A 21090-nucleotide genomic window follows, 5' to 3' on the forward strand; every position below is an offset into this window, starting at 1 on the left:
CCATGGGCGAACGGGAGCGTGCGTGTTGGTGGCCGAACGTAGACTCATGAGGTGACATCCACGACCTCCAACATCCCAGAGCTGCATGTGCGCGGCGCGCGCGAGCACAACCTCAAGGACGTCGATCTGCGGATCCCGCGCGACGCGCTCGTGGTGTTCACGGGGCTCTCCGGCTCCGGCAAGTCGTCGCTCGCGTTCGACACCATCTTCGCCGAGGGCCAGCGCCGCTACGTCGAGTCGCTCTCGGCCTACGCGCGGCAGTTCCTGGGGCAGGTCGACCGCCCCGACGTCGACTTCATCGAGGGCCTGAGCCCCGCGGTCTCGATCGACCAGAAGTCGACGAACCGCAACCCGCGCTCGACCGTCGGCACGATCACCGAGGTGTTCGACTACATGCGCCTGCTGTGGGCGCGCATCGGCGTGCCGCACTGCGCCGTCTGCGGCGAGCGCATCCAGCGCCAGACCGTGCAGCAGATCGCCGACGAGCTGATGCAGCTGCCCGAGCGCACGCGATTCCAGATCCTGGCGCCGGTGGTGCAGCAGAAGAAGGGCGAGTTCGCCGACCTCATCCGCAACCTCGTCGCCACGGGCTACTCGCGCGCGGTGATCGACGGCGAGGTCGTGCAGCTGGCAGAGGCGCCGGCGCTCAAGAAGCAGAACAAGCACGACATCTCGGTGGTCGTCGACAGGCTCGTGGCCGAGCCGGGCCTGCTCTCGCGCCTCACCGACTCGCTCGAGACCGCGCTGCGTCTCGCCGACGGGCTCGCGACCATCGACTACGTCGACCTCGACGAGCAGGACCCGGATCGGCGCCGCACCTTCAGCGAGAAGCTCTCGTGCCCCAACAGGCACCCCGTCACGCTCACCGAGATCGAGCCGCGCACCTTCTCGTTCAACGCGCCGTTCGGCGCCTGCCCGACGTGCACCGGCATCGGCACGCGCATGGCGGCGGATGCCGACCTGGTGATCGCCGACGACGCGGTCTCCATCCGCGAGGGCGCGATCCTGCCGTGGACGCAGTCCGGCAAGGGCCTCTACACCTACTTCGAGCGCCTGCTGGGTGGCCTGTCGAACGAGATGGGCTTCTCGCTCGACACCCCCTGGGGCGAGCTCGACGAGGATGTGCGCAAGGTGGTGCTGCACGGCACCGACGGCAACGTCATGGTGCAGTGGCGCAACCGCTTCGGCCGCCAGCTGAAGTACGCATCCGGCTACGAGGGCGTCATGCCCTACATCCAGCGCAAGCACGCCGAGGCCGACAGCGACTGGGTGCGCTCGAAGCACGGCGAGTTCCTGCGCGAGGTGCCGTGCCCTGAATGCGGCGGCGCGCGGCTCAAGCCCGAGGTGCTCGCCGTCACGGTGCACGGCAGCTCGATCTCCACGATCGCCGAGCTGAGCCTCGACGACGCGCACGCCTACATGCACGGGCTCGACCTCGACGAGCGCGAGGCGACGATCGCAGCCGCGGTGCTGCGCGAGATCCGCGCCCGCCTCGACTTCCTCATCCGCGTCGGGCTCGGCTACCTCTCGCTCTCCCGCGCGGCCGCGAGCCTCTCCGGCGGCGAGGCCCAGCGCATCCGCCTCGCGACACAGATCGGCGCGGGCCTCACCGGCGTGCTCTACGTGCTCGACGAGCCGTCGATCGGCCTCCACCAGCGCGACAACCGCAAGCTCATCTCCACGCTCGAGTCGCTGCGCGACCTCGGCAACACGCTCATCGTCGTCGAGCACGACGAGGACACCATCCGCACCGCCGACTGGATCGTCGACATCGGGCCGGGCGCCGGGGAGCACGGCGGCGAGGTGGTGCACTCCGGCAGCTATGAGGATCTGCTCACGAACGAGCGCTCGCTCACCGGCGCCTACCTCTCCGGTCGCGAGACGATCCCGGTGCCGGCGAGTCGGCGCCCGATCGACCCGGATCGGATGCTGCGCATCGAGGGCGCGCGGGCCAACAACCTGCAGCGCGTCGACGTCGACATCCCGCTCGGCGTCTTCGTCGCCGTCACCGGCGTCTCGGGCTCGGGCAAGTCCACGCTCGTGAACGACATCCTGCACAAGGTGCTCGCCAACGCGCTCAACGGCGCCCGGCAGGTGCCGGCGAAGCACACGCGTGTGACAGGCCTCGAGCACCTCGACAAGGTCGTGCACGTCGATCAGGGCCCGATCGGGCGCACGCCGCGCTCGAACCCGGCGACCTACACGGGCGTGTTCGACAAGATCCGCAACCTGTTCGCAGAGACGGCGGAGGCGAAGGCGCGGGGCTACCTCGCCGGCCGGTTCTCGTTCAACGTCAAGGGCGGCCGCTGCGAGGCCTGCCAGGGCGACGGCACGCTGAAGATCGAGATGAACTTCCTGCCCGACGTCTACGTGCAGTGCGAGGTCTGCAACGGCAAGCGGTACAACCGCGACACGCTCTCGGTGCACTACAAGGCCAAGTCGATCGCCGACGTGCTCGAGATGCCGATCGAGGAGGCCGCCGACTTCTTCGAGCCGATCTCCTCGATCCACCGCTACCTGAAGACGCTCGTCGACGTCGGCCTCGGCTACGTGCGGCTCGGGCAGTCCGCGACCACCCTCTCCGGCGGCGAGGCGCAGCGCGTCAAGCTCGCGACCGAGCTGCAGCGCCGCACCTCCGGTCGGGCGATCTACGTGCTCGACGAGCCCACCACCGGCCTGCACTTCGACGACGTGCGCAAGCTGCTCGAGGTGCTCGACGGCCTGGTGCAGAAGGGCAACACGGTGCTCACGATCGAGCACGCGCTCGACGTCATCAAGAGCGCGGACTGGATCATCGACCTGGGTCCCGAGGGCGGCTCCGGCGGCGGCATGCTCGTCGCCACCGGCACGCCTGAGGAGGTCGCGCAGGTGCCCGAGAGCTACACCGGCGGGTTCCTGAAGGAGATCCTGGGCGCGGGCGTGCGATGACGCCTGCAGGCTCGCAGCCGGCGCCGGTCTCGAGGACGGTGCCGTACAAGCCGGCCGCAGGGACCATCCCGACGGCGCCCGGCGTCTATCGCTTCCGCGACGAGCACGAGCGCGTGCTCTACGTGGGCAAGGCGAAGAACCTGCGACAGCGGCTGGCGAACTACTTCCAGCCGCTCGAGACGCTGCACGAGCGCACCCGGCGGATGGTGCTCACGGCAGTGCGCGTCGAGTGGACGATCGTCGCGAGCGAGTTCGAGGCGCTGCAGCTCGAGTTCACCTGGATCAAGGAGTACGAACCGCCGTTCAACGTGCAGTTCCGGGACGACAAGTCCTACCCCTACCTCGCGGTCCTGATGGGCGACGACGTGCCGAGGGCGCTCATCACCCGCAACCACGGCATGCGGGGTGCGCGCTACTTCGGGCCCTACACGAAGGTCTGGGCGATCCGTGAGACGCTCGACCTGCTGCTGAAGGCGTTCCCGATGCGCTCCTGCAGCCAGTCGGTCTACGACCGCGCAGAGCGCTCTGGCCGGCCATGCCTGCTGGGCGACATCGGCAAGTGCTCCGCGCCCTGCGTCGGCCGGGTGACGCAGGCAGAGCACCGTGCCACGGCGCGCGATCTCGTCGCGTTCATGAACGGTGGCGACCAGGACTTCGTCGATCGGGTGCGCGAGGAGATGCAGCGGGCAAGTGCGCGGCTCGAGTTCGAGCGCGCTGCCCGGCTGCGGGATCAGCTCGCCGCCCTCGAGACGGTGCTGGAGCGCACGAGCGTCGTGCTCTCGGATCGCGTCGACGCCGACGTCTTCGGGCTCGTGCACGACGAGCTGAGCGCCGCGGTGCACCTGTTCGCCGTGCGCGGTGGCCGCATCCGAGGCACGAAGTCATGGGTGGTCGACACCGAGATCGACCTCACCGACAACGAGCTCGCCACCCAGATCCTGCGCATCGCCTACGACGGCGGCGACCCGCCGGCGCGTGAGGTGCTGCTGCCGAAGCAGCCGGATGCGCCGGAGGTGGTCGAGACCTGGCTCACCGACCGCCGCGCCGACCATGGGCTCACAGGTCGCGTCGCGGTGCGCGTCCCGCAGCGGGGGGAGAAGCGCAAGCTCGCCGACTCCGCCCTCGTCAACGCTGCGCACGCGCTGCAGGTGGCGCGCACGAAGCGCACGAGCGACTACGTCACCCGCACGCAGGCTCTCGGCGACCTGCAGGAGGCGCTCGGCATGAGCGAGGCGCCGCTGCGCATCGAGTGCTTCGACGTCTCGCACCTGGGGGGCACCGGCGTGGTCGCCTCCATGGTGGTCTTCGAGGACGGCCTGCCCCGCAAGGATCAGTACCGCAAGTTCTCGATCGCCGAGACGACCGACGACACCGACTCCATCCACCAGATCATCACGCGCAGGGCGAAGTACATCGTCGACGGTGATCCCGAGGAGACCGGCACGCGCTTCGCATACACGCCGCAGCTGCTCCTCGTCGACGGCGGCAGGCCGCAGGTGCAGGCCGCCAAGCGCGCGCTCGACGAGGCCGGTGTGCGCGGCGTCGCGCTCGCCGGCATCGCGAAGCGGCTCGAGGAGCTGTGGCTGCCGGGCGAGGAGTATCCCGTGATCCTGCCGCGCACGAGCGAGGCGCTCTACCTCGTGCAGCGGCTGCGCGATGAGGCCCACCGGGTGGCGATCAGCTACCAGCGCACGAAGCGCTCGAGCGCGATCGAGTCGGAGCTGAGCGGCATCCCGGGGCTGGGCCCGAACCGCGTGCGGGCGCTGCTCAAGCACTTCGGCTCAGCGAAGCGCGTGCGTGCGGCGACCGCCGAGCAGCTGGCCGAGGTGCAGGGCATCGGCCCGGCACTGGCAGCGACCGTGGCGCGCAGGCTCAGCGCCGATACGATGGACGGAGCAGCCGAGCGACAGGGACCGAACGCGTGAACGCAAGAGAGATCGTCATCATCACCGGAATGTCCGGTGCTGGTCGGACGACCGTCGCCAACGCACTCGAGGACCTCGGCTGGTTCGTGGTCGACAACCTGCCTCCCACCATGCTGCGCGCCCTCGTGCGCACGGCCGCCACCAACGCATCCACCGAGGCCAGGCTCGCGATCGTCGTCGACGTGCGCGGTGGCGTGCTCTTCGATGACGCCAAGCGATTCGTCGAGATGCTGCGCGCCGAGCACTCGGTGCGCGTGCTGTTCCTCGAGGCGAGCGACGCAGAGCTCGTGCGTCGCTACGAGCAGGTGCGCAGGCCGCACCCGCTGCAGGGCGACGGCACGATCCTCGACGGCATCCGCATGGAGCGCACGCGGCTCGAGCCGCTGCGCGGCATGGCCGACGATCTGCTCGACACGACGGGCCTCAACCCGCACCAGCTCACCACCAGGGTGGGGGAGCGCTTCGCCCCCGGCGGCGAGCTCGAGGTCACCCTCACGGTCATGAGCTTCGGCTTCAAGTACGGGCTGCCGGTCGACGCCGACCTGGTCGCCGACATGCGCTTCCTCCCGAATCCGTTCTGGATCTCCGAGCTCCGCGGGCACGACGGCACCGAGGCCGTCGTCGCCGACTACGTCCTCCAGCAGGAGGGCGCGCAGGAGTTCGTCGACCGCTACGTCGAGGCGCTCCGGCCTGTGCTGGCCGGCTACGCCCGCGAGAACAAGCTGCACGCCGTGCTGGGCGTAGGGTGCACCGGTGGCAAGCACCGCTCGGTCGCGACGGCGGAGCATCTGGCCAAGCGGCTGTCGGGGACCCCCGGGCTGCGCGTCGCGGTGAAGCACAGAGACCTGGGGCGCGAATGACGAGAGGAGCAGGCGTGGCATTGACCGACGACGTCAAGGAGGAGCTCGCGCGAGTTCGCGTGACTCGACCCCAGACGAAGGCGGCCGAAGTCGCGACGCTGCTGCGGTTCGCCGGCGGGCTGCACGTGATCTCGAGCCGAGTGGCGGTCGAGAGCGAGCTCGACTCCGCCGCGGCTGCCCGCAGGCTGGCCAGGAGCATCCTCGAGCTCTACGGCGTGCGTGCAGAGATCGCCAAGATCTCCTCCTCCTCGAACCGCACGAGCGGCGCCTACCTCGTCCGCGTCATCGCCGAGGGCGAGACGCTCGCGAGGCAGACCGGGCTGATGGATGCCCGGCGGCGTCCCGTGCGCGGGCTCCCCAACAAGGTCACCACCGGCTCCCTCGAGGATCTGGCGGGCATCTGGCGCGGCGCGTTCCTCGCGCAGGGCTCGCTCTCCGACCCCGGTCGCTCCGCGGCCCTCGAGGTCGCCTGCCCGGGCAACGAGGCCGCGATGGCGCTCGTCGGCGCGGCCGGCAGGCTCGGCATCCCCGCCAAGTCGCGCGAGGTGCGCGGTGCGCACCGCGTCGTGATCCGCGAGGGCGAGCCGATCTCGCGCATGCTCACGACCATGGGCGCGCACGAGACCGTGCAGGCATGGGCAGAGCTGCGCCAGCGCCGCGAGGTGCGGGCGACCGCCAACCGGCTCGTGAACTTCGACGACGCCAACCTGCGCCGCAGCGCGCAGGCCGCGGTCGCCGCATGCGCGCGCATCGAGCGAGCGCTCGAGATCCTCGGGCCGGAGGTGCCGGAGCACCTGTCCTACGCGGGCAGGCTGCGCCTCGAGCACCGCGATGCGAGCCTCGACGAGCTCGGCCATGTGGCGAGCCCGAACATGACGAAGGATGCGGTCGCCGGCCGCATCCGACGTCTGCTGGCGATGGCCGATCGCGCCGCGGCAGACCAGGGCATCCCGAACACCGAGGCTGCCGTGCCGGACGACATCGACGTGTGACGAAGACCCTCCGGCGCATGCCATGCGCGGTGCGCCGGTGGCTAGGATCGAAACTGACCAATCGGCGCGCTGAGCGCGCAAGAGAGGAGAGCCTCCCATGGCCGTCTACACCCTTCCTGACCTGCCCTACGACTACGCATCGCTCGAGCCCCACATCTCCGCGAAGATCATGGAGCTGCACCACGACAAGCACCACAAGGCCTATGTCGACGGTGCGAACACCGCGCTGGAGAAGCTGCAGGCAGCGCGCGACGGCGATGACTTCGGTGCCATCAACAAGCTCGAGAAGGACCTTGCGTTCAACCTCGGCGGGCACACGAACCACACGGTCTTCTGGAACAACCTCTCCGGTGACGGCGGCGGTGAGCCCGAGGGCGAGCTGCAGGCCGCGATCTCCGAGTTCTTCGGCGACTTCGCAAAGTTCCAGGCGCACTTCACGGCCAACGCCACGGGCATCCAGGGCTCCGGCTGGTCGGTCCTCGCGTGGGACTCGATCGCCTCGCGCCTCAACGTCTTCCAGCTGTTCGACCAGCAGGGCAACGTGCCGGTCGGTGCCCAGCCGATCCTGATGCTCGACATGTGGGAGCACGCGTTCTACCTCGACTACCTCAACGTCAAGGCCGACTACGTCAAGGCGTTCTGGAACATCGTCAACTGGCAGGATGCGCAGGCCCGCTTCGACGCGGCGAAGGCGCAGACCGCGGGACTCATCGTCCGCTGACCCCAATCGTCACCATGTGACCGGGGCCCCGGGCGCAGCGCCCGGGGCCCTTTCCATCCCGACAGTCAGGAAACACATCCCATGACTCTGAAGGTAGCCGTCAACGGCTTCGGTCGAATCGGCCGCAACTTCGTGCGTGCAGCGCTTGCCCAGGGCGCTGACATCGACGTGGTCGCGGTCAACGACCTCACCGACAACAAGACGCTCGCCCACCTGCTGAAGTACGACTCGGTCTCCGGTCCGCTCGAGGCTCCCGTGAGCTTCGACGAGGGCACGATCACGGTGGGCGGCGAGACGTTCCGCTCGCTCGAGGAGAAGGACCCGGCCAACCTGCCGTGGGCCGACCTCGACGTCGACATCGTCATCGAGTCGACCGGCCGCTTCACGGCCGTCGACCAGGCTTCCGCGCACCTCACCGCCGGCGCGAAGAAGGTCATCCTCTCCGCGCCTGCCAAGGGGCCTGCTCCGACGTTCGTGATGGGCGTCAACCACGAGTCGTACGACCCCGAGAACGACCACGTCATCTCGAACGCCTCCTGCACCACGAACTGCCTCGCGCCGCTCGCGCAGGTGTTCCACGAGCAGTTCGGCATCGAGCGCGCCCTGATGACGACGGTGCACGCCTACACGGCCGACCAGAACCTGCAGGACGGCCCGCACAGCGACCTGCGCCGCGCTCGCGCCGCAGCGCTCTCGGTCATCCCCACCTCGACGGGCGCCGCGAAGGCGATCGGCCTGGTCATCCCCGAGCTCAACGGCCTGCTCGACGGCTACGCGCTGCGCGTGCCGGTGCCGACGGGCTCGATCACCGACCTGACGATCAAGACCCGCGACGGCCTGACGGTCGACGAGATCAACGCCGCCTACAAGGCGGCAGCGGAGTCGGGCCCCCTCAAGGGCTTCCTGCAGTACACGGAGGACGAGATCGTCTCCTCCGACATCGTCGGCAACCCCTACTCGTCGATCTTCGACTCCGGCCTGACCCGCGTCCTCGGCGACCAGGTCAAGGTCTCGTCCTGGTACGACAACGAGTGGGGCTACTCCTGCCGTCTGGTCGACCTCGCGCTGCACGTCGGCTCGAAGCTCTGATCCCGATGGCGATCCGCACCCTCGCATCGCTCGGCGATCTCGCCGGGAAGACCGTCCTGATCCGCTGCGACTTCAACGTGCCGCTGCAGGACGGCGTCATCACCGACGAGGGCCGGATCGTCGCCTCGCTGCCCACCCTTCGCGCCCTGCTCGAGCAGGGCGCGAAGGTGGTGGCGATGTCGCACCTCGGCCGCCCGAAGGGCGCGCCTGAGGCGCAGTACTCGCTCGCTCCGGTCGCAGCGCGACTGGCAGCGCTGCTCGGCGCAGACGTCGCGTTCGCGACCGACACCGTCGGGGAGGATGCCGCGCGCGTCCGCTCCGCGCTGCAGGACGGGCAGCTCGCGCTGCTCGAGAACCTGCGCTTCAACCCTGGCGAGACGAGCAAGGACGCCGCGGAGCGCGCCGCCTTCGCCGCCGAGCTCGCGCAGGGTGCCGATGCCTTCGTCTCCGACGGCTTCGGCGTCGTGCACCGCGAGCAGGCGAGCGTGTTCGAGATCGCGGCAGCGCTGCCCAGCGGTGCTGGGCTGCTGGTGCAGCGCGAGCTCGAGGTGCTCTCGCGACTCACCGAGTCACCCGAGCGGCCGTACGCCGTCGTGCTCGGCGGCTCCAAGGTGAGCGACAAGCTGGGCGTGATCGAGCACCTGCTGCCGCGCATCGACCGTCTGCTCATCGGCGGCGGCATGCTCTTCACGTTCCTCAAGGCGCAGGGCCTCGGTGTGGCCGCGAGCCTGCTGGAGGAGGATCAGCTCGACCGCGTGCGCGGCTACATCGCGCAGGCGGAGGAGCTCGGCGTCGAGCTGTTGCTGCCCACCGACGTCGTGGTCGCGGCCGCCTTCGACGCCGACGCCGAGCACGAGACCGTCGCTGCCGACGCCATCGAGGAGTCCAGCTTCGGCACGGCCGGCATCGGACTCGACATCGGCCCTGATTCGGCCGCGGCATTCGCCGAGGCGATCCGTGGCGCCACCACCGTCTTCTGGAACGGCCCGATGGGCGTGTTCGAGATGGAGGCGTTCGCCGCAGGCACCAAGGCGGTCGCGCAGGCGCTCTCCGAGGTGCAGGGCCTCGCGGTGGTGGGTGGCGGCGACTCGGCCGCCGCCGTCCGTCAGCTCGGCTTCGCCGACGACGCGTTCGGCCACATCTCGACCGGCGGGGGAGCGAGCCTCGAGTTCCTCGAGGGCGCACGCCTGCCGGGCTTGGAAGCACTCGGATGGGAAGGACAGTGATGGCAGACCGCACACCGCTCATCGCGGGCAACTGGAAGCTCAATCAGGATCATCTGCAGGCGATCGCGCTCGTGCAGAAGACCGCCTGGGCGCTGCAGGACGGCAAGCACGACCACAGCGCAGTCGAGGTCGCGGTGTTCCCGCCGTTCACCGACCTGCGCAGCGTGCAGACCCTCATCTCTGCCGAGAAGTTCGAGCTGCGCTTCGGCGCGCAGGATGTCTCGCAGCACGAATCCGGCGCCCACACGGGCGAGGTCTCTGCAGCGATGCTCGCCAAGCTCGAGTGCAGCTACGTGATCGTCGGGCACTCCGAGCGCAGGCAGGAGCACGGTGAGACGGATGCGCTGATCGGCAAGAAGTCGGCAGCCGCCATCGCGCGCGGCGTCACGCCGGTGATCTGCGTGGGCGAGACGGCCGAGGATCTCGAGCAGCACGGTGCCGCTGCGGTGCCGGTGCAGCAGCTGCGCGACGTGCTCGCCGAGCTGCCTGCCAGCGGCGAGATCGTGGTCGCGTACGAGCCGGTCTGGGCCATCGGCTCCGGCCAGGCGGCAACGTCGGCACAGGCGCAGCAGGTCTGCCAGGCGCTGCGGCAGACGATCGCCGAGGTGCGTGGCGACGAGGCGGCTGCCGCCACGCGCATCCTCTACGGCGGCAGCGTCAAGTCGGGCAACATCGCCGGCTTCATGCGCGAGCCCGACGTCGACGGTGCGCTCGTGGGCGGCGCGAGCCTCGATGCGGCGGAGTTCGCGGCCATCGCCAGGTTCCAGCACCACGTCGGCACCTGAGCGGCTCGCGGGGACTCCACCCGACAGTCGGGAATCCCTGCGATAGGATGCTCGTTGGACTTCACGCGGGCACGCGTCAGCGCGCGCTCGTGGAATCGGCCTCGGTCGAAGAATTGAGAAGAGGGCTAGTGGAGATTCTCCAGATCATCATGCAGGTGATCCTCGGCATCACCTCGGTGCTGCTGACGCTGTTCATCCTGCTGCACAAGGGACGAGGCGGCGGCCTGTCCGACATGTTCGGCGGGGGCATGGGCGGCGGATCCATCGGCTCGTCGGGTGTGGCTGAGCGCAACCTCAACGCCCTCACGGTCATCGTGAGCCTCGCTTGGCTCGCATCGATCGTCGTCCTCGGTCTCATCACGAAGTTTGCGAGCCTCTGATGGCATCCGGAGGCAGCGCGATCCGCGGCTCGCGCGTCGGCGCGGGCCCCATGGGCGAGCAGGACAGGGGCTTCCACGCAGAGCGCGTGGCGATCTCCTATTGGGACGCCATGGGCAACGAGACGGTCCGCTACTTCGCGGCCGACCTACCCGTGGACGAGATCCCCGAGATCATCGACTCGCCGTCGACCGGTCTTCCGGCCGGCCGCGACAAGGAGAACCCGCCATCGGTGGCGAAGAACGAGCCCTACAAGACGCACCTCGCCTACGTGAAGGAGCGTCGCGCCCCCGAGGAGGCCACGCAGCTGCTCGACGAGGCGCTGCAGAAGCTCCGCTCGGCTGAGGGCCGCGGCTGAGCCGCACCACACCACCGGTCGTCGAGTAGCGCTGCGGGCGCGTATCGAGACGACAACCGCTCAGCGGCCGCTCTCCTCCAGGAGGGCGGCCGCTTCGGCGTCCAGCAGCATGAGCGTCTCGCGCGTGCCACGAGCGGTGCCCGCCGGCGCCAGCTCGGCAGCCGCCCCACCGCGCACGAGCGCGACGGCGTCCGCCTTGTCGGCACCGGCCACCACGAGCCAGACGCGGTCGGATGCGTTGATCGCGCCGACCGTGAAGCTCAGCCGTGCGGGCGGCGGCTTGGGGGAGTCGGTGACCGCGATCACGGCGACCCCGGCCTCGTGCACGCCCGGCAGGCCAGGGAAGAGCGACGCGATGTGCGCATCCGGGCCCATGCCCAGCAGCGTCAGATCGATCGTGCCGAGCCCGCGCAGCAGCGCGGTGCCAGCCGCGGCGGCCTCCTCGAGGGGAGTGCCGTCGTCGGCGGGCAGCTCGTGCACGTTCGCGGCCGGGATCGGCACGCGGTCGAGCAGGGCATCGCGTGCCTGCAGCGCGTTGCGGTCAGGGGAGTCGGCGGGCACGTAGCGCTCGTCGCTCCACGTGACGTGCACGTGCTGCCAGTCGATCTCGCGGCCGACGAGTGCCGCGAGCAGCTCGATGCCGACGGAGCCGCCGGTGAGCGCGACCGTCGCATGACCCTGCTCGGCGATGAGCTCGACCAGCAGGCCAGAGAGCCTGTCGGCGGTCTCGGCGACGAGAGCAGCGCGATCGGGGGAGACGGTGACGACGGCGCTCATCGCGGCGCCCCCGCGATCGAGAGCAGCACTTGTCGGTACATGTCGTCGGCGTCGAGCTTGCGCAGCTCCTCGGCCAGCTGATCCTCGAGGCCGCGGGTCGAGAGCGCCACATGGTGCTCGGGCTGGCCGGGCTGCACGAGCACGCCGACTGAGTCGCGCACGCGCGTCAGCGACGAGGAGCCGCTGTCGCGCCGCATCTCGACCGAGTGCAGCCCGCTCGAGCCCGTCGGGGTGTCGCTCGCCTCGACCTTCTCGATCGGCACCTGCAGCCGCAGCTGCAGCCAGGCGGCCATCAGCTGCAGGCTGGGATTGTCGAGATCGCCCGCGACGACGCCGGAGTGCACCGGCTCGTAGGGCGGCTGGTCGAGCAGCGCAGCCATGTGCGCGCGCCAGTTCGTGAGCCTGGTCCACGCCAGATCGGTGTCGCCGGGGGCATAGCAGTCGGCGAGCGAGAGGATCGCCTGGTGCGGGTCTGCCTGCTTGCCAGAGTCGGTGATGCGACGCTGCGAGATCTGGCCGAGCTGCGACGCCGACGGGGTGTCTGGCATGAAGCTCGGCCACCAGGCGACCACCGGGGCGTCGGGCAGCAGCAGGCCCTGCACGATGCCGAGCAGGTGCGAGCCGAGCTCGCCGTAGCACTGCAGCAGCACGACCTCGCTGGCTCCCGCGTCTGCGCCCACGCGCAGCTCGGCGTCGAGGCGTGGCTCCTCGCCGGCATTGACGTGGTCGGGGTTCCGGGAGACGACGATCACGCGCATCGGATGCTCGCGCGACGCCTGGTTGGCGGCGCGGATCGCCTCCTCCTCACCGCCGATCTGCGTGTGGATCACGAGGGTGAGGACACGTCCGAGCGCGACGACGCCGCCCTCGTCGCGGATCTCGAGCATCCGTCGCTGCACCTCTGCGGTGTTCGTGCGGGAGAGTCGGATGATCACGGTCGCCTCCAGTGCCTGCCATCGCGCTCGAGCAGCTCGTGCGCGCCTCGCGGGCCCCACGAGCCCGGCTCGTACTGCTCCACAGGGCCGCCTGCGGCATCCCAGTGGTCCTCGATCGGGTCGAGGATCTTCCAGGAGAGCTCGACCTCCTCGTGCCGCGGGAAGAGCGGCGGGTCGCCCAGCAGCACGTCGAGGATGAGGCGCTCGTAGGCCTCGGGGCTCTCCTCGGTGAAGGCGTGGCCGTAGCCGAAGTCCATCGTCACGTCGCGCACGTGCATGCCGGGTCCCGGCACCTTCGAGCCGAAGCGCATGGACACGCCCTCGTCGGGCTGCACGCGGATGACGAGCGCGTTCTCGCCCATCGTGCGCAGATTGGATGCCTCGAAGAGATACTGCGAGGCGCGCTTGAAGACGATGGCGATCTCGGTGACCCTGCGCCCCAGCCGCTTGCCGGCGCGCAGGTAGAAGGGCACGCCCGACCACCGACGCGTGTCGACCTCGAGCTTGATCGCGGCGTAGGTCTCAGTCGCAGAGTCAGCACGCATGCCGTCCTCCTGCAGGAAGCCCTTCACCTGCGCGCCGCCGTGCCAGCCACCGGCGTACTGCCCGCGGGCCGCGGAGTCCTCGAGGGGGAGCGGCACGCGCGCGGCGCGCAGCACCTTCTCCTTCTCGGCGCGCAGATCGGCGGCGTCGAACGACACCGGCTCCTCCATCGCGGTGAGCGCGAACAGCTGCAGCAGGTGGTTCTGGATGACGTCGCGCGCCGCACCGATGCCGTCGTAGTAGCCGGCGCGGCCGCCCACGCCGATGTCCTCGGCCATCGTGATCTGCACGTGGTCGATGTGACTGGCGTTCCAGATCGGCTCCCACAGCTCGTTCGCGAAGCGCAGCGCGAGGATGTTCTGCACCGTCTCCTTGCCGAGGTAGTGGTCGATGCGGAAGACGCTGTCGGCGGGGAAGACCGACTCGACGACCTCGTTCAGCTCGCGCGCGGATGTCAGGTCGTGCCCGAACGGCTTCTCGATCACGACGCGGCGCCAGCGGTCGCCCTCGCCCTCGGCAAGACCCGAGCGCTTGAGCTGCTGCGTCACGAGCGGGAAGGCATTCGGCGGGATCGAGAGGTAGAAGGCGTGGTTGCCCATCGTGCCGCGCGTGGTGTCGAGCTCTGCGAGCACCTCCGCGAGCCGGTCGAAGGCCGCGTCGTCATCGAAGTCGCCCTGCACGAAGCGGATGCCGTCGGCGAGCTGTCGCCAGACCGACTCGCGGAACGACGTGCGCGCATGCTGCTGCACGGCCTCGCGCACCACCCCCGCGAACTGCTCGTGGCTCCAGTCGCGGCGGCCGAAGCCCACCAGGCCGAAGCCCGGCGGCAGCAGGCCGCGGTTGGCGAGGTCGTACACGGCGGGCAGCAGCTTCTTGCGCGCCAGGTCACCCGTGACGCCGAAGAAGGTCATCGCGTTCGGGCCCGGGATGCGCGTCAGACGCTGGTCGCTCGCGTCGCGCAGCGGGTTGTGGCCGGCGGCGATCGAAACCGTCGGGGCGGCCGCCTCGGCCTCCGCCCCGACCGTCTCTGTCGTCATCGCGCCGCAGCGGCGAGGAGCCGATCGAGGCCCTCGTCCAGGTCATCGAGCGTGAGCGTCAGCACGGGGCGTCCGTGCTCGGCGAGCACGCTCGCGTCGCCGGCGGCCTGCGCCTGGATCAGCTGGCCGAACGTGAACGGCCGACCCGGGATGTCGAGATCCTCGTGCGGCGTGCCGAGCAGCTGCAGGAACACGCCGTCGGGCGTGCCGCCCTTGTGGAACTGCCCGGTGGAGTGCAGGAAGCGCGGGCCCCAGCCGAACGTGACGGGGCGGCCGGTGCGCGCCGCGAACGCCTGACGCAGGCGCTCGAAGCGCGGCTGGCCGGAGCGGTCGAGGTAGGCGTGGATCGCCACGTAGCCGCCGTCGCCGAGCTGCGCGAGCAGGGCGTCGATGGATGCGTCGACCGTGTCGAGCGCGACGGCGTCTGTGCCGCGCACCTCGATGCCGCCATCGACGGCGACGGGCGCCGCAGGGGGCTTGAGGTCGTCGAGCAGGCCGCGGGCCGCGATCTTCGCCGACTCCACGTCGGGCTGGTCGAACGGGTTGATGCCGAGGATGCGTCCTGCGACGGCGACCGCGAACTCCCACACGAGCAGCTGCGCGCCGAGCGTGCCGGCGACCTCCACCTCGCCGTCGGCGACCTCGCGCGCCTCGCGCGCGGAGCCGACGAGCCGGATGACCTGCAGGTCTGCCAGGCCGGCGGAGAGCTCGGGGGCGTCCTTCTCGAGCACGACGGGGAGCAGGCCCAGTCCCTCCTTGCCGGTCGACTCGGCGATGAGCTGCTCGGCCCACTCGCCGAGGCCCACGATGTGCGTGCCGTCGGTGACGATGCCGGTCTTGTCGCGCAGCGGCTTGGTGGCTGCGATGGCCGCGGCCAGCTGCAGGCCGGGGTTGTCGTCCGCGTCCTCGCTGATCTCCGGCAGCACCGCGATCGCCTCATCGATGAGCTCGCGCACGTCGACGCCGGCGAGGCCGGAGGGCACGATGCCGAAGGCCGTCAGCGCCGAGTATCGGCCGCCGACGTTGGGGTCGGCGTTGAACACGCGGTAGCCGGCGCGCCGGGCGTCGGCGTCGAGCGGCGAGCCCGGGTCGGTCACCACGATGATGCGGTCTGCCGGATCGATCCCGACCTCGCGGTACGCGGCCTCGAAGGCCCTGCGCTGGCTGTCGGTCTCGAGCGTGGAGCCCGACTTCGACGAGACCACGAGCGCCGTGCGGGCGATCCCGTCGCGGAGCGCGCGGCGCACCTGGCCAGGCTCGGTCGAGTCGAGCACGGTCAGGTCGACGCCCTCGGTGCGGGTGATGACCTCCGGTGCGAGCGACGAGCCGCCCATGCCGGCGAGCGCGATGCGGTCGACGCCCTGCTCGCGGAGCTGCTTGCGCAGCGCCTCGATGTCGTCGACGAGGCCGCGGCTGCCCGCTGCCGCCTCGATCCAGCCGAGCCGGATCGCTGCCTCGGCCTCAGCGGCCTCGCCCCAGAGGGTCGCGTCGCCGGAGACGAGGCGACCGGCGACGCCGTCGGCCACGAGCTGCGGCACGACTCGCTCGATGGCCTCGGCTGCGGCGCCGGAGGCCGTGATCGTGAACGTCATCGCTCGGCTCCCGGGTGGTCGATGTGGTCCTGCACCGTCTGCACGAGCTCCCCCCACGAGGCGTCGAACTTCTCGAGCCCCTCGGTCTCGAGCAGCGCGACGACATCCGTGTACGAGACGCCGACGCTGTCGAGCGCGTCGAGCACGCCCTCGGCGTCGTCGAAGCCGCTTGCGATCGTGTCGCCAGTGACGCGGCCGTGGTCGGCCAGCGCCTCGAGCGTCTTCTCGGGCATCGTGTTGACCGTCTGCGGCGCGACCAGCTCGGTCACGTAGAGCGTGTCCGGCAGCGAGGGGTCCTTGACGCCGGTCGAGGCCCACAGCGGACGCTGCGTGTTGGCGCCTGCAGCGAGCAGCGTCTGCGCGCGCTCGGTGGAGAAGGCCTCCTGCCAGACGCGGTAGGCGAGGCGGGCGTTCGCGATGCCCGCCTTGCTCTTGAGCGCCGTCGCCTCCTCGGTGCCGATCGCATCGAGTCGCTTGTCGATCTCGCTGTCGACGCGCGACACGAAGAACGAGGCGACCGAGTGGATCTTCGACAGGTCGATGCCGGCCTGCTGCGCGCGCTCGAGCCCCGTGAGGTAGGCGTTGATGACGTCGCGGTAGCGGTCGAGCGAGAAGATCAGCGTCACGTTGACGCTGATGCCTGCTGCGGTCGTCGTGGCGATCGCCTCGAGGCCCTCCTGCGTCGCGGGGATCTTGATCAGCACGTTCTCGCGGGCGACGCGCTCGTGCAGCGCCGCGGCCTGCGCGATCGTGCCTGCCGTGTCGCGGGCGAGGCCCGGCTCGACCTCGATCGAGACGCGGCCGTCCACGCCGCCCGACTGCGTGTAGACGTCGGCGAAGATGTCGCAGGCATCCGCCACGTCAGAGGTGGTCAGCGCGGTGATGACCTCGTCGACGGTCGCGCCGTTCCCGGCGAGCTCCCGCACGGCCGCCTCGTAGGACTCGCCTGCGGCGATCGCATTCGCGAAGATCGTCGGGTTGGTGGTCACGCCAACGACGTTCCGCTCCGTGATGAGCGCAGCGAGGCTGCCGCTGGTGAGGCGCTCGCGTGAGAGGTCGTCGAGCCAGATGCTGACGCCGGCGGCGCTGAGGGCTGTGGTGTTCTCGTTCATATCCTTGCCTCCTGGCTCGCTCAGCGAGCCGCTTCGATGGATGCGCGAGCGGCCTCGACCACGGCCTCTGCCGTGAAGCCGAACTCGCGGAACAGGGTCTGGTAGTCGGCGCTGGCGCCGAAGTGGTCGATCGCGACCGTGCGGCCGGCGTCGCCGACGATGCCGTGCCAGCTGAGCGCCGAGCCGGCCTCGACCGACACGCGGGCCTTGACGGCTGCGGGCAGCACCGAGGCGCGGTACGCCTCCGGCTGCTCCGCGAACCACTCGAGCGAGGGTGCAGCGACGACGCGCGCAGCGATGCCGTCAGCCTGCAGCTGCTCGCGTGCGGCGAGCGCGAGCTGGACCTCGGAGCCGGTCGCGATGAGCAGCACGTCGGGGGAGCCGCCGGCCGCCTCTGCGAGCACGTAGGCACCCTTCGCGATGTTCGACGCGGCCGCCAGCGTGTCGCCGGATGCCTCGCCATCGCCGCGCTCGAGCACCGGCAGGTTCTGGCGCGTCAGCGCGATGCCCACCGGACGGTCGCGGCGCTCGAGGATGGTCTTCCACGCCCACGCGGTCTCGTTGGCGTCCGAGGGGCGCACGACCTCGAATCCGGGGATCGCGCGCAGCGTGGCGAGCTGCTCGACCGGCTGGTGCGTCGGGCCGTCCTCGCCGAGCGCCACCGAGTCGTGCGTCCAGACGAAGATCGGGTGCACGCCCATGAGCGCGGCCAGGCGCAGCGCGGGGCGCTGGTAGTCACTGAAGATCAGGAACGTGCCGCCGTAGACGCGCGTCGGGCCGTGCAGCACGATGCCGTTGAGGATCGCCGCCATGGCGTGCTCGCGGATGCCGAAGTGCAGCGTGCGGCCCGCTGCGGATGCGTGGGGCCACGCGGTCGTGCCGTGCTCGGCCGGTGCGAACGAGCCCTTGCCCTCGAGCGTGGTGTTGTTCGACTCGGCGAGGTCGGCGGAGCCGCCCCAGAGCTCAGGGAGCACCTCGGCGAGGGCGTTGAGCACCTTGCCCGATGCGGCACGGGTGGAGACCTCGGTGCCTGCCTCGAACACGGGCAGCGCATCCTCGACGCCGTCCGGCAGCGCGCCGGTGAGCAGGCGGTCGAGCAGCGCCTTGCGCTCGGGCTGCGCAGCGGCCCAGGCGTCGAAGCGGCCCTGCCAGGCGTGGCGCGCCTGCTGGGCGCGCTCGGCGGCGTTGCCGCGCGTGTAGGACAGCACGGCGTCGTCGACCTGGAACGACTGCTCGGGGTCGAAGCCCAGCACCTGCTTGACGGCAGCGACCTCGTCCGTGCCCAGCTTCGAGCCGTGGATCTTGCCCGTGCCCTGCTTGCTCGGGGCGGGCCATCCGATGATCGTCTTCAGGATCACGAGCGACGGCTTGCCGGTCTCGGCCTTCGCCTGCTCGATGGCGGTGTGCAGCGCGTCGACGTCCTCGACGTAGTCGTTCGCGGTGGGGTCGTCGCCCTGGCGCCACGAGACCTCGAGCACCTGCCAGCCGTAGGCCTCGTAGCGGCCCTTGACGTCTTCGGTGAAGGCGATGTTGACGTCGTCCTCGATCGAGATCGCGTTGGAGTCGTAGATCGCGATCAGGCGACCGAGCTGCTGGTGGCCGGCGAGCGACCCGGCCTCGCTCGTGACGCCCTCCTGCAGGTCGCCGTCGCCGGCGATCACGTAGGTGTAGTGGTCGAACGGGCTCGCGCCCTCTGCCGTGTCGGGGTCGAGCAGCGAGCGCTCGAAGCGCTGCGCGTAGGCGAAGCCGACAGCGGATGCGAGCCCCTGGCCGAGCGGGCCGGTCGTGATCTCGACGCCCTTGGTGTGGCCGTACTCGGGGTGGCCGGGCGTGAGGGATCCCCACGTGCGGAGCGAGGAGATGTCGCTCTTCTCGAGGCCTGAGCCGGTCAGGTAGAGCTGGATGTACTGCGTCAGCGAGGAGTGGCCGACGGAGAGGATGAACCGGTCGCGGCCGAGCCACGTGTCATCGGCCGGGTCGCGGTCCATGACCTTCTGGAACAGCAGGTGCGCGACGGGCGCGAGGCTCATCGCCGTGCCCGGGTGGCCGTTGCCGACCTTCTCCACGGCGTCGGCCGCGAGCACGCGCGCGGTGTCGACTGCCTGCTGGTCGTTGGGGGTCCATTCGAATGCCAAGGAGGCTCCTTCATCGGGCGGCCCGCGCGGAAGTGGAGGACCGCGGCGGGGCGGACTTTGCGACCTGTCCAGCATAGTGAGCAAGCGCATCCGCCTCCGATCCGATTCCCGCATCATGACCTCGCGCGTCAGATAGGATGAAGGCTGGCCTTCGAGCCATGTCGACCTCTCCTGAACGGATCCCGCTGCATGTCCAACGCGACTTCGCCCGGCGTCACCACGCCTGTGGACGGAGGGCGGCAGCAGGAGTCGCGGATCGCGATCAAGGCGAAGGCCTACGTCGCGCTGACCAAGCCGCGCGTCATCGAGCTGCTGCTCGTGACGGCGCTGCCGACGATGTTCCTCGCGGCTGGCGGTGTGCCCCCGCTGGGGGCGCTGACGGCGACGCTCATCGGCGGCTTCCTGAGCGCCGGCAGCGCGAACGCGTTCAACATGATCCTCGATCGAGACATCGATCGCGTGATGCACCGCACGCAGCAGCGCCCGCTCGTGACCGGCACGCTCTCGGTCACCGAGGCGCGCGTGTTCGCCTGGACGCTCGCGGTCGTCTCCACGGTCGTGCTCGCCCTCTTCGCCACCTGGCTCGCTGCGGCGCTGTCGGTGGCGGCGATCGCCTTCTACGTGCTGATCTACACGATGCTGCTGAAGCGCCGCACCGAGCAGAACATCGTCTGGGGCGGCATCGCCGGATGCTTCCCGGTCGTGATCGGCTGGGCCGGCGTGACGGGCACGCTCGACTGGCCCGCGTGGATCCTCTTCACGCTCGTCTTCCTCTGGACCCCGGCGCACTACTGGCCGCTGTCGATGAAGTACCGCAACGACTACGAGGCCGCCCACGTGCCGATGCTGGGCGTCGTGCGCGGCAAGCACATGGTCGGCATCCAGGTGATCCTCTACGCGTGGGCCTCGCTCGCCTGCACGCTGCTGCTGATCCCGGTCGGCGGCATGGGGCTGCTCTACTCGGGCGTCGCGATCATCGCGGGCGCCTGGTTCGTCGGTGAGGCGCACGGGCTCTACAGCCGTGCGATCCAGGGTGTGGCCGAGCTGCGTCCGATGCGTGTCTTCCACGCCTCGAACACCTACCTGACGCTGGTCTTCCTCGCGGTCGGCGTCGACCCGCTGCTGCCCTTCTAGCAATTGCTCCCTGAGCCGCTTCATCGCCGAAGTCCGCAGAGCGTGTCGAAGGGCGCTCAGCGCACCTCGTACTTGAAGCCGCGGTGCGAGCCGACGAAGCCGAGTCGCTCGTAGAAGCGATGCGCGTCGACGCGCTGCTGGTCCGACGTGAGCTGCACGAGGGAGCAGCCTGTGGCCCGGGCGGCAGCGCCCATCGCCCACCGCATCATCGCTCTGCCGAGGCCCGCAGACCGGTGGGCGGCACCGACGCGCACGGCCTCGATGAGCAGGCGCGTCGTGCCGCGCCGAGCCAGTCCGGGGATGCGCGTCAGCTGCAGGGTCGCCACCACCGCATCGTGCCCGTCGACCGCCACCACGATCTCGTTCGACGGCTCGGCGACAGCCTCGGCGAGGGCCGCCCGGTAGTCGTCGACAGCAGTCGCGTCATCGGTGTCGCCCCTGGCTGCGGCGATCGGGTCGTCCGCGAGCAGCGCGATCAGCGACGCGAGGTCGTCCGCCGTCGCGCGGCGCAGCCGATAGCCGGCGACGGGCAGCGCGCACGGCAGCTCGAGCGTGGCGATCAT

18 protein-coding genes are annotated in these 21090 nt (G+C 70.3%); 11 read left to right on the plus strand and 7 right to left on the minus strand.

What is annotated here, in order from left to right:
* Window positions 1-51 precede the first annotated feature (51 nt).
* The 10 genes from uvrA (at window position 52) to MKD51_RS09360 (ending at window position 11262) form a co-directional block, all read left to right on the plus strand.
* Window positions 52-2928: an excinuclease ABC subunit UvrA gene (gene uvrA, locus MKD51_RS09315; protein ID WP_240240028.1), complete on the plus strand. Its 2877-nt coding sequence runs from the start codon at window positions 52-54 to the stop codon at window positions 2926-2928.
* Window positions 2925-4853, plus strand: a complete 1929-nt coding sequence (gene uvrC, locus MKD51_RS09320; protein ID WP_240240029.1) for an excinuclease ABC subunit UvrC — start codon at window positions 2925-2927, stop codon at window positions 4851-4853. Before uvrA ends, uvrC begins: the two co-directional genes overlap by 4 nt.
* Window positions 4850-5713, plus strand: a complete 864-nt coding sequence (gene rapZ, locus MKD51_RS09325; protein ID WP_346986705.1) for an RNase adapter RapZ — start codon at window positions 4850-4852, stop codon at window positions 5711-5713. The genes uvrC and rapZ overlap by 4 nt, the downstream gene beginning before the upstream one ends.
* Before the next feature lie 14 nt (window positions 5714-5727).
* On the plus strand, window positions 5728-6705 hold the full coding sequence (whiA, locus tag MKD51_RS09330; RefSeq protein WP_240240030.1) for a DNA-binding protein WhiA: 978 nt from the start codon (window positions 5728-5730) through the stop codon (window positions 6703-6705).
* A 97-nt stretch (window positions 6706-6802) separates the two neighbouring features.
* A complete protein-coding gene (locus tag MKD51_RS09335; protein WP_240240031.1) occupies window positions 6803-7426 on the plus strand; it encodes a superoxide dismutase in 624 nt (207 codons plus the stop codon).
* 81 nt (window positions 7427-7507) lie between these two features.
* Window positions 7508-8515 carry a type I glyceraldehyde-3-phosphate dehydrogenase gene (gene gap / locus MKD51_RS09340; protein WP_240240032.1) on the plus strand — a complete coding sequence of 336 codons (1008 nt, stop codon included), beginning with the start codon at window positions 7508-7510 and terminating at the stop codon, window positions 8513-8515.
* 5 nt (window positions 8516-8520) lie between these two features.
* Window positions 8521-9741, plus strand: a complete 1221-nt coding sequence (locus MKD51_RS09345) for a phosphoglycerate kinase (protein ID WP_240240033.1) — start codon at window positions 8521-8523, stop codon at window positions 9739-9741.
* A complete protein-coding gene (tpiA, locus tag MKD51_RS09350) occupies window positions 9726-10526 on the plus strand; it encodes a triose-phosphate isomerase (protein ID WP_240240034.1) in 801 nt (266 codons plus the stop codon). The genes MKD51_RS09345 and tpiA overlap by 16 nt, the downstream gene beginning before the upstream one ends.
* Window positions 10527-10654: 128 nt before the next feature.
* Window positions 10655-10906, plus strand: coding sequence for a preprotein translocase subunit SecG (gene secG, locus MKD51_RS09355; RefSeq protein WP_240240035.1), 252 nt, complete (start codon window positions 10655-10657; stop codon window positions 10904-10906).
* Complete coding sequence (locus tag MKD51_RS09360; protein ID WP_240240036.1) at window positions 10906-11262, plus strand: RNA polymerase-binding protein RbpA; 357 nt, start codon at window positions 10906-10908, stop codon at window positions 11260-11262. The genes secG and MKD51_RS09360 overlap by 1 nt, the downstream gene beginning before the upstream one ends.
* 60 nt (window positions 11263-11322) lie before the next feature.
* Here the strand turns inward: MKD51_RS09360 and pgl are convergent, their stop codons facing one another.
* The 6 genes from pgl to tkt are packed head-to-tail and all read right to left on the minus strand — an operon-like array spanning window position 11323 to window position 19393.
* A complete protein-coding gene (pgl, locus tag MKD51_RS09365; RefSeq protein ID WP_240240037.1) occupies window positions 11323-12039 on the minus strand; it encodes a 6-phosphogluconolactonase in 717 nt (238 codons plus the stop codon).
* Complete coding sequence (locus tag MKD51_RS09370) at window positions 12036-12974, minus strand: glucose-6-phosphate dehydrogenase assembly protein OpcA (RefSeq protein WP_240240038.1); 939 nt, start codon at window positions 12972-12974, stop codon at window positions 12036-12038. Before MKD51_RS09370 ends, pgl begins: the two co-directional genes overlap by 4 nt.
* The gene (gene zwf, locus MKD51_RS09375; RefSeq protein WP_240240039.1) at window positions 12971-14554 is read right to left on the minus strand and encodes a glucose-6-phosphate dehydrogenase; all 1584 of its coding nucleotides are present in this window, start codon (window positions 14552-14554) and stop codon (window positions 12971-12973) included. Before zwf ends, MKD51_RS09370 begins: the two co-directional genes overlap by 4 nt.
* On the minus strand, window positions 14551-16146 hold the full coding sequence (locus tag MKD51_RS09380; protein ID WP_240240040.1) for a glucose-6-phosphate isomerase: 1596 nt from the start codon (window positions 16144-16146) through the stop codon (window positions 14551-14553). Before MKD51_RS09380 ends, zwf begins: the two co-directional genes overlap by 4 nt.
* The gene (gene tal / locus MKD51_RS09385; RefSeq protein ID WP_240240041.1) at window positions 16143-17258 is read right to left on the minus strand and encodes a transaldolase; all 1116 of its coding nucleotides are present in this window, start codon (window positions 17256-17258) and stop codon (window positions 16143-16145) included. Before tal ends, MKD51_RS09380 begins: the two co-directional genes overlap by 4 nt.
* A 20-nt stretch (window positions 17259-17278) precedes the next feature.
* Entirely contained in the window at window positions 17279-19393 is a 2115-nt protein-coding gene (gene tkt / locus MKD51_RS09390) for a transketolase (protein ID WP_240240042.1), read from the minus strand.
* Between the two features lie 189 nt (window positions 19394-19582).
* Between tkt and MKD51_RS09395 the strand changes: the two genes are divergently transcribed.
* A complete protein-coding gene (locus tag MKD51_RS09395) occupies window positions 19583-20527 on the plus strand; it encodes a heme o synthase (protein WP_240240043.1) in 945 nt (314 codons plus the stop codon).
* Window positions 20528-20583: 56 nt separating this feature from the next.
* On the opposite strand, the gene MKD51_RS09400 is transcribed toward MKD51_RS09395, so the two are convergent.
* A complete protein-coding gene (locus MKD51_RS09400; protein ID WP_240240044.1) occupies window positions 20584-21090 on the minus strand; it encodes a GNAT family N-acetyltransferase in 507 nt (168 codons plus the stop codon).

Source organism: Agrococcus sp. ARC_14, from assembly GCF_022436485.1.
In the GTDB taxonomy this organism is placed as follows: Bacteria; Actinomycetota; Actinomycetes; order Actinomycetales; family Microbacteriaceae; genus Agrococcus.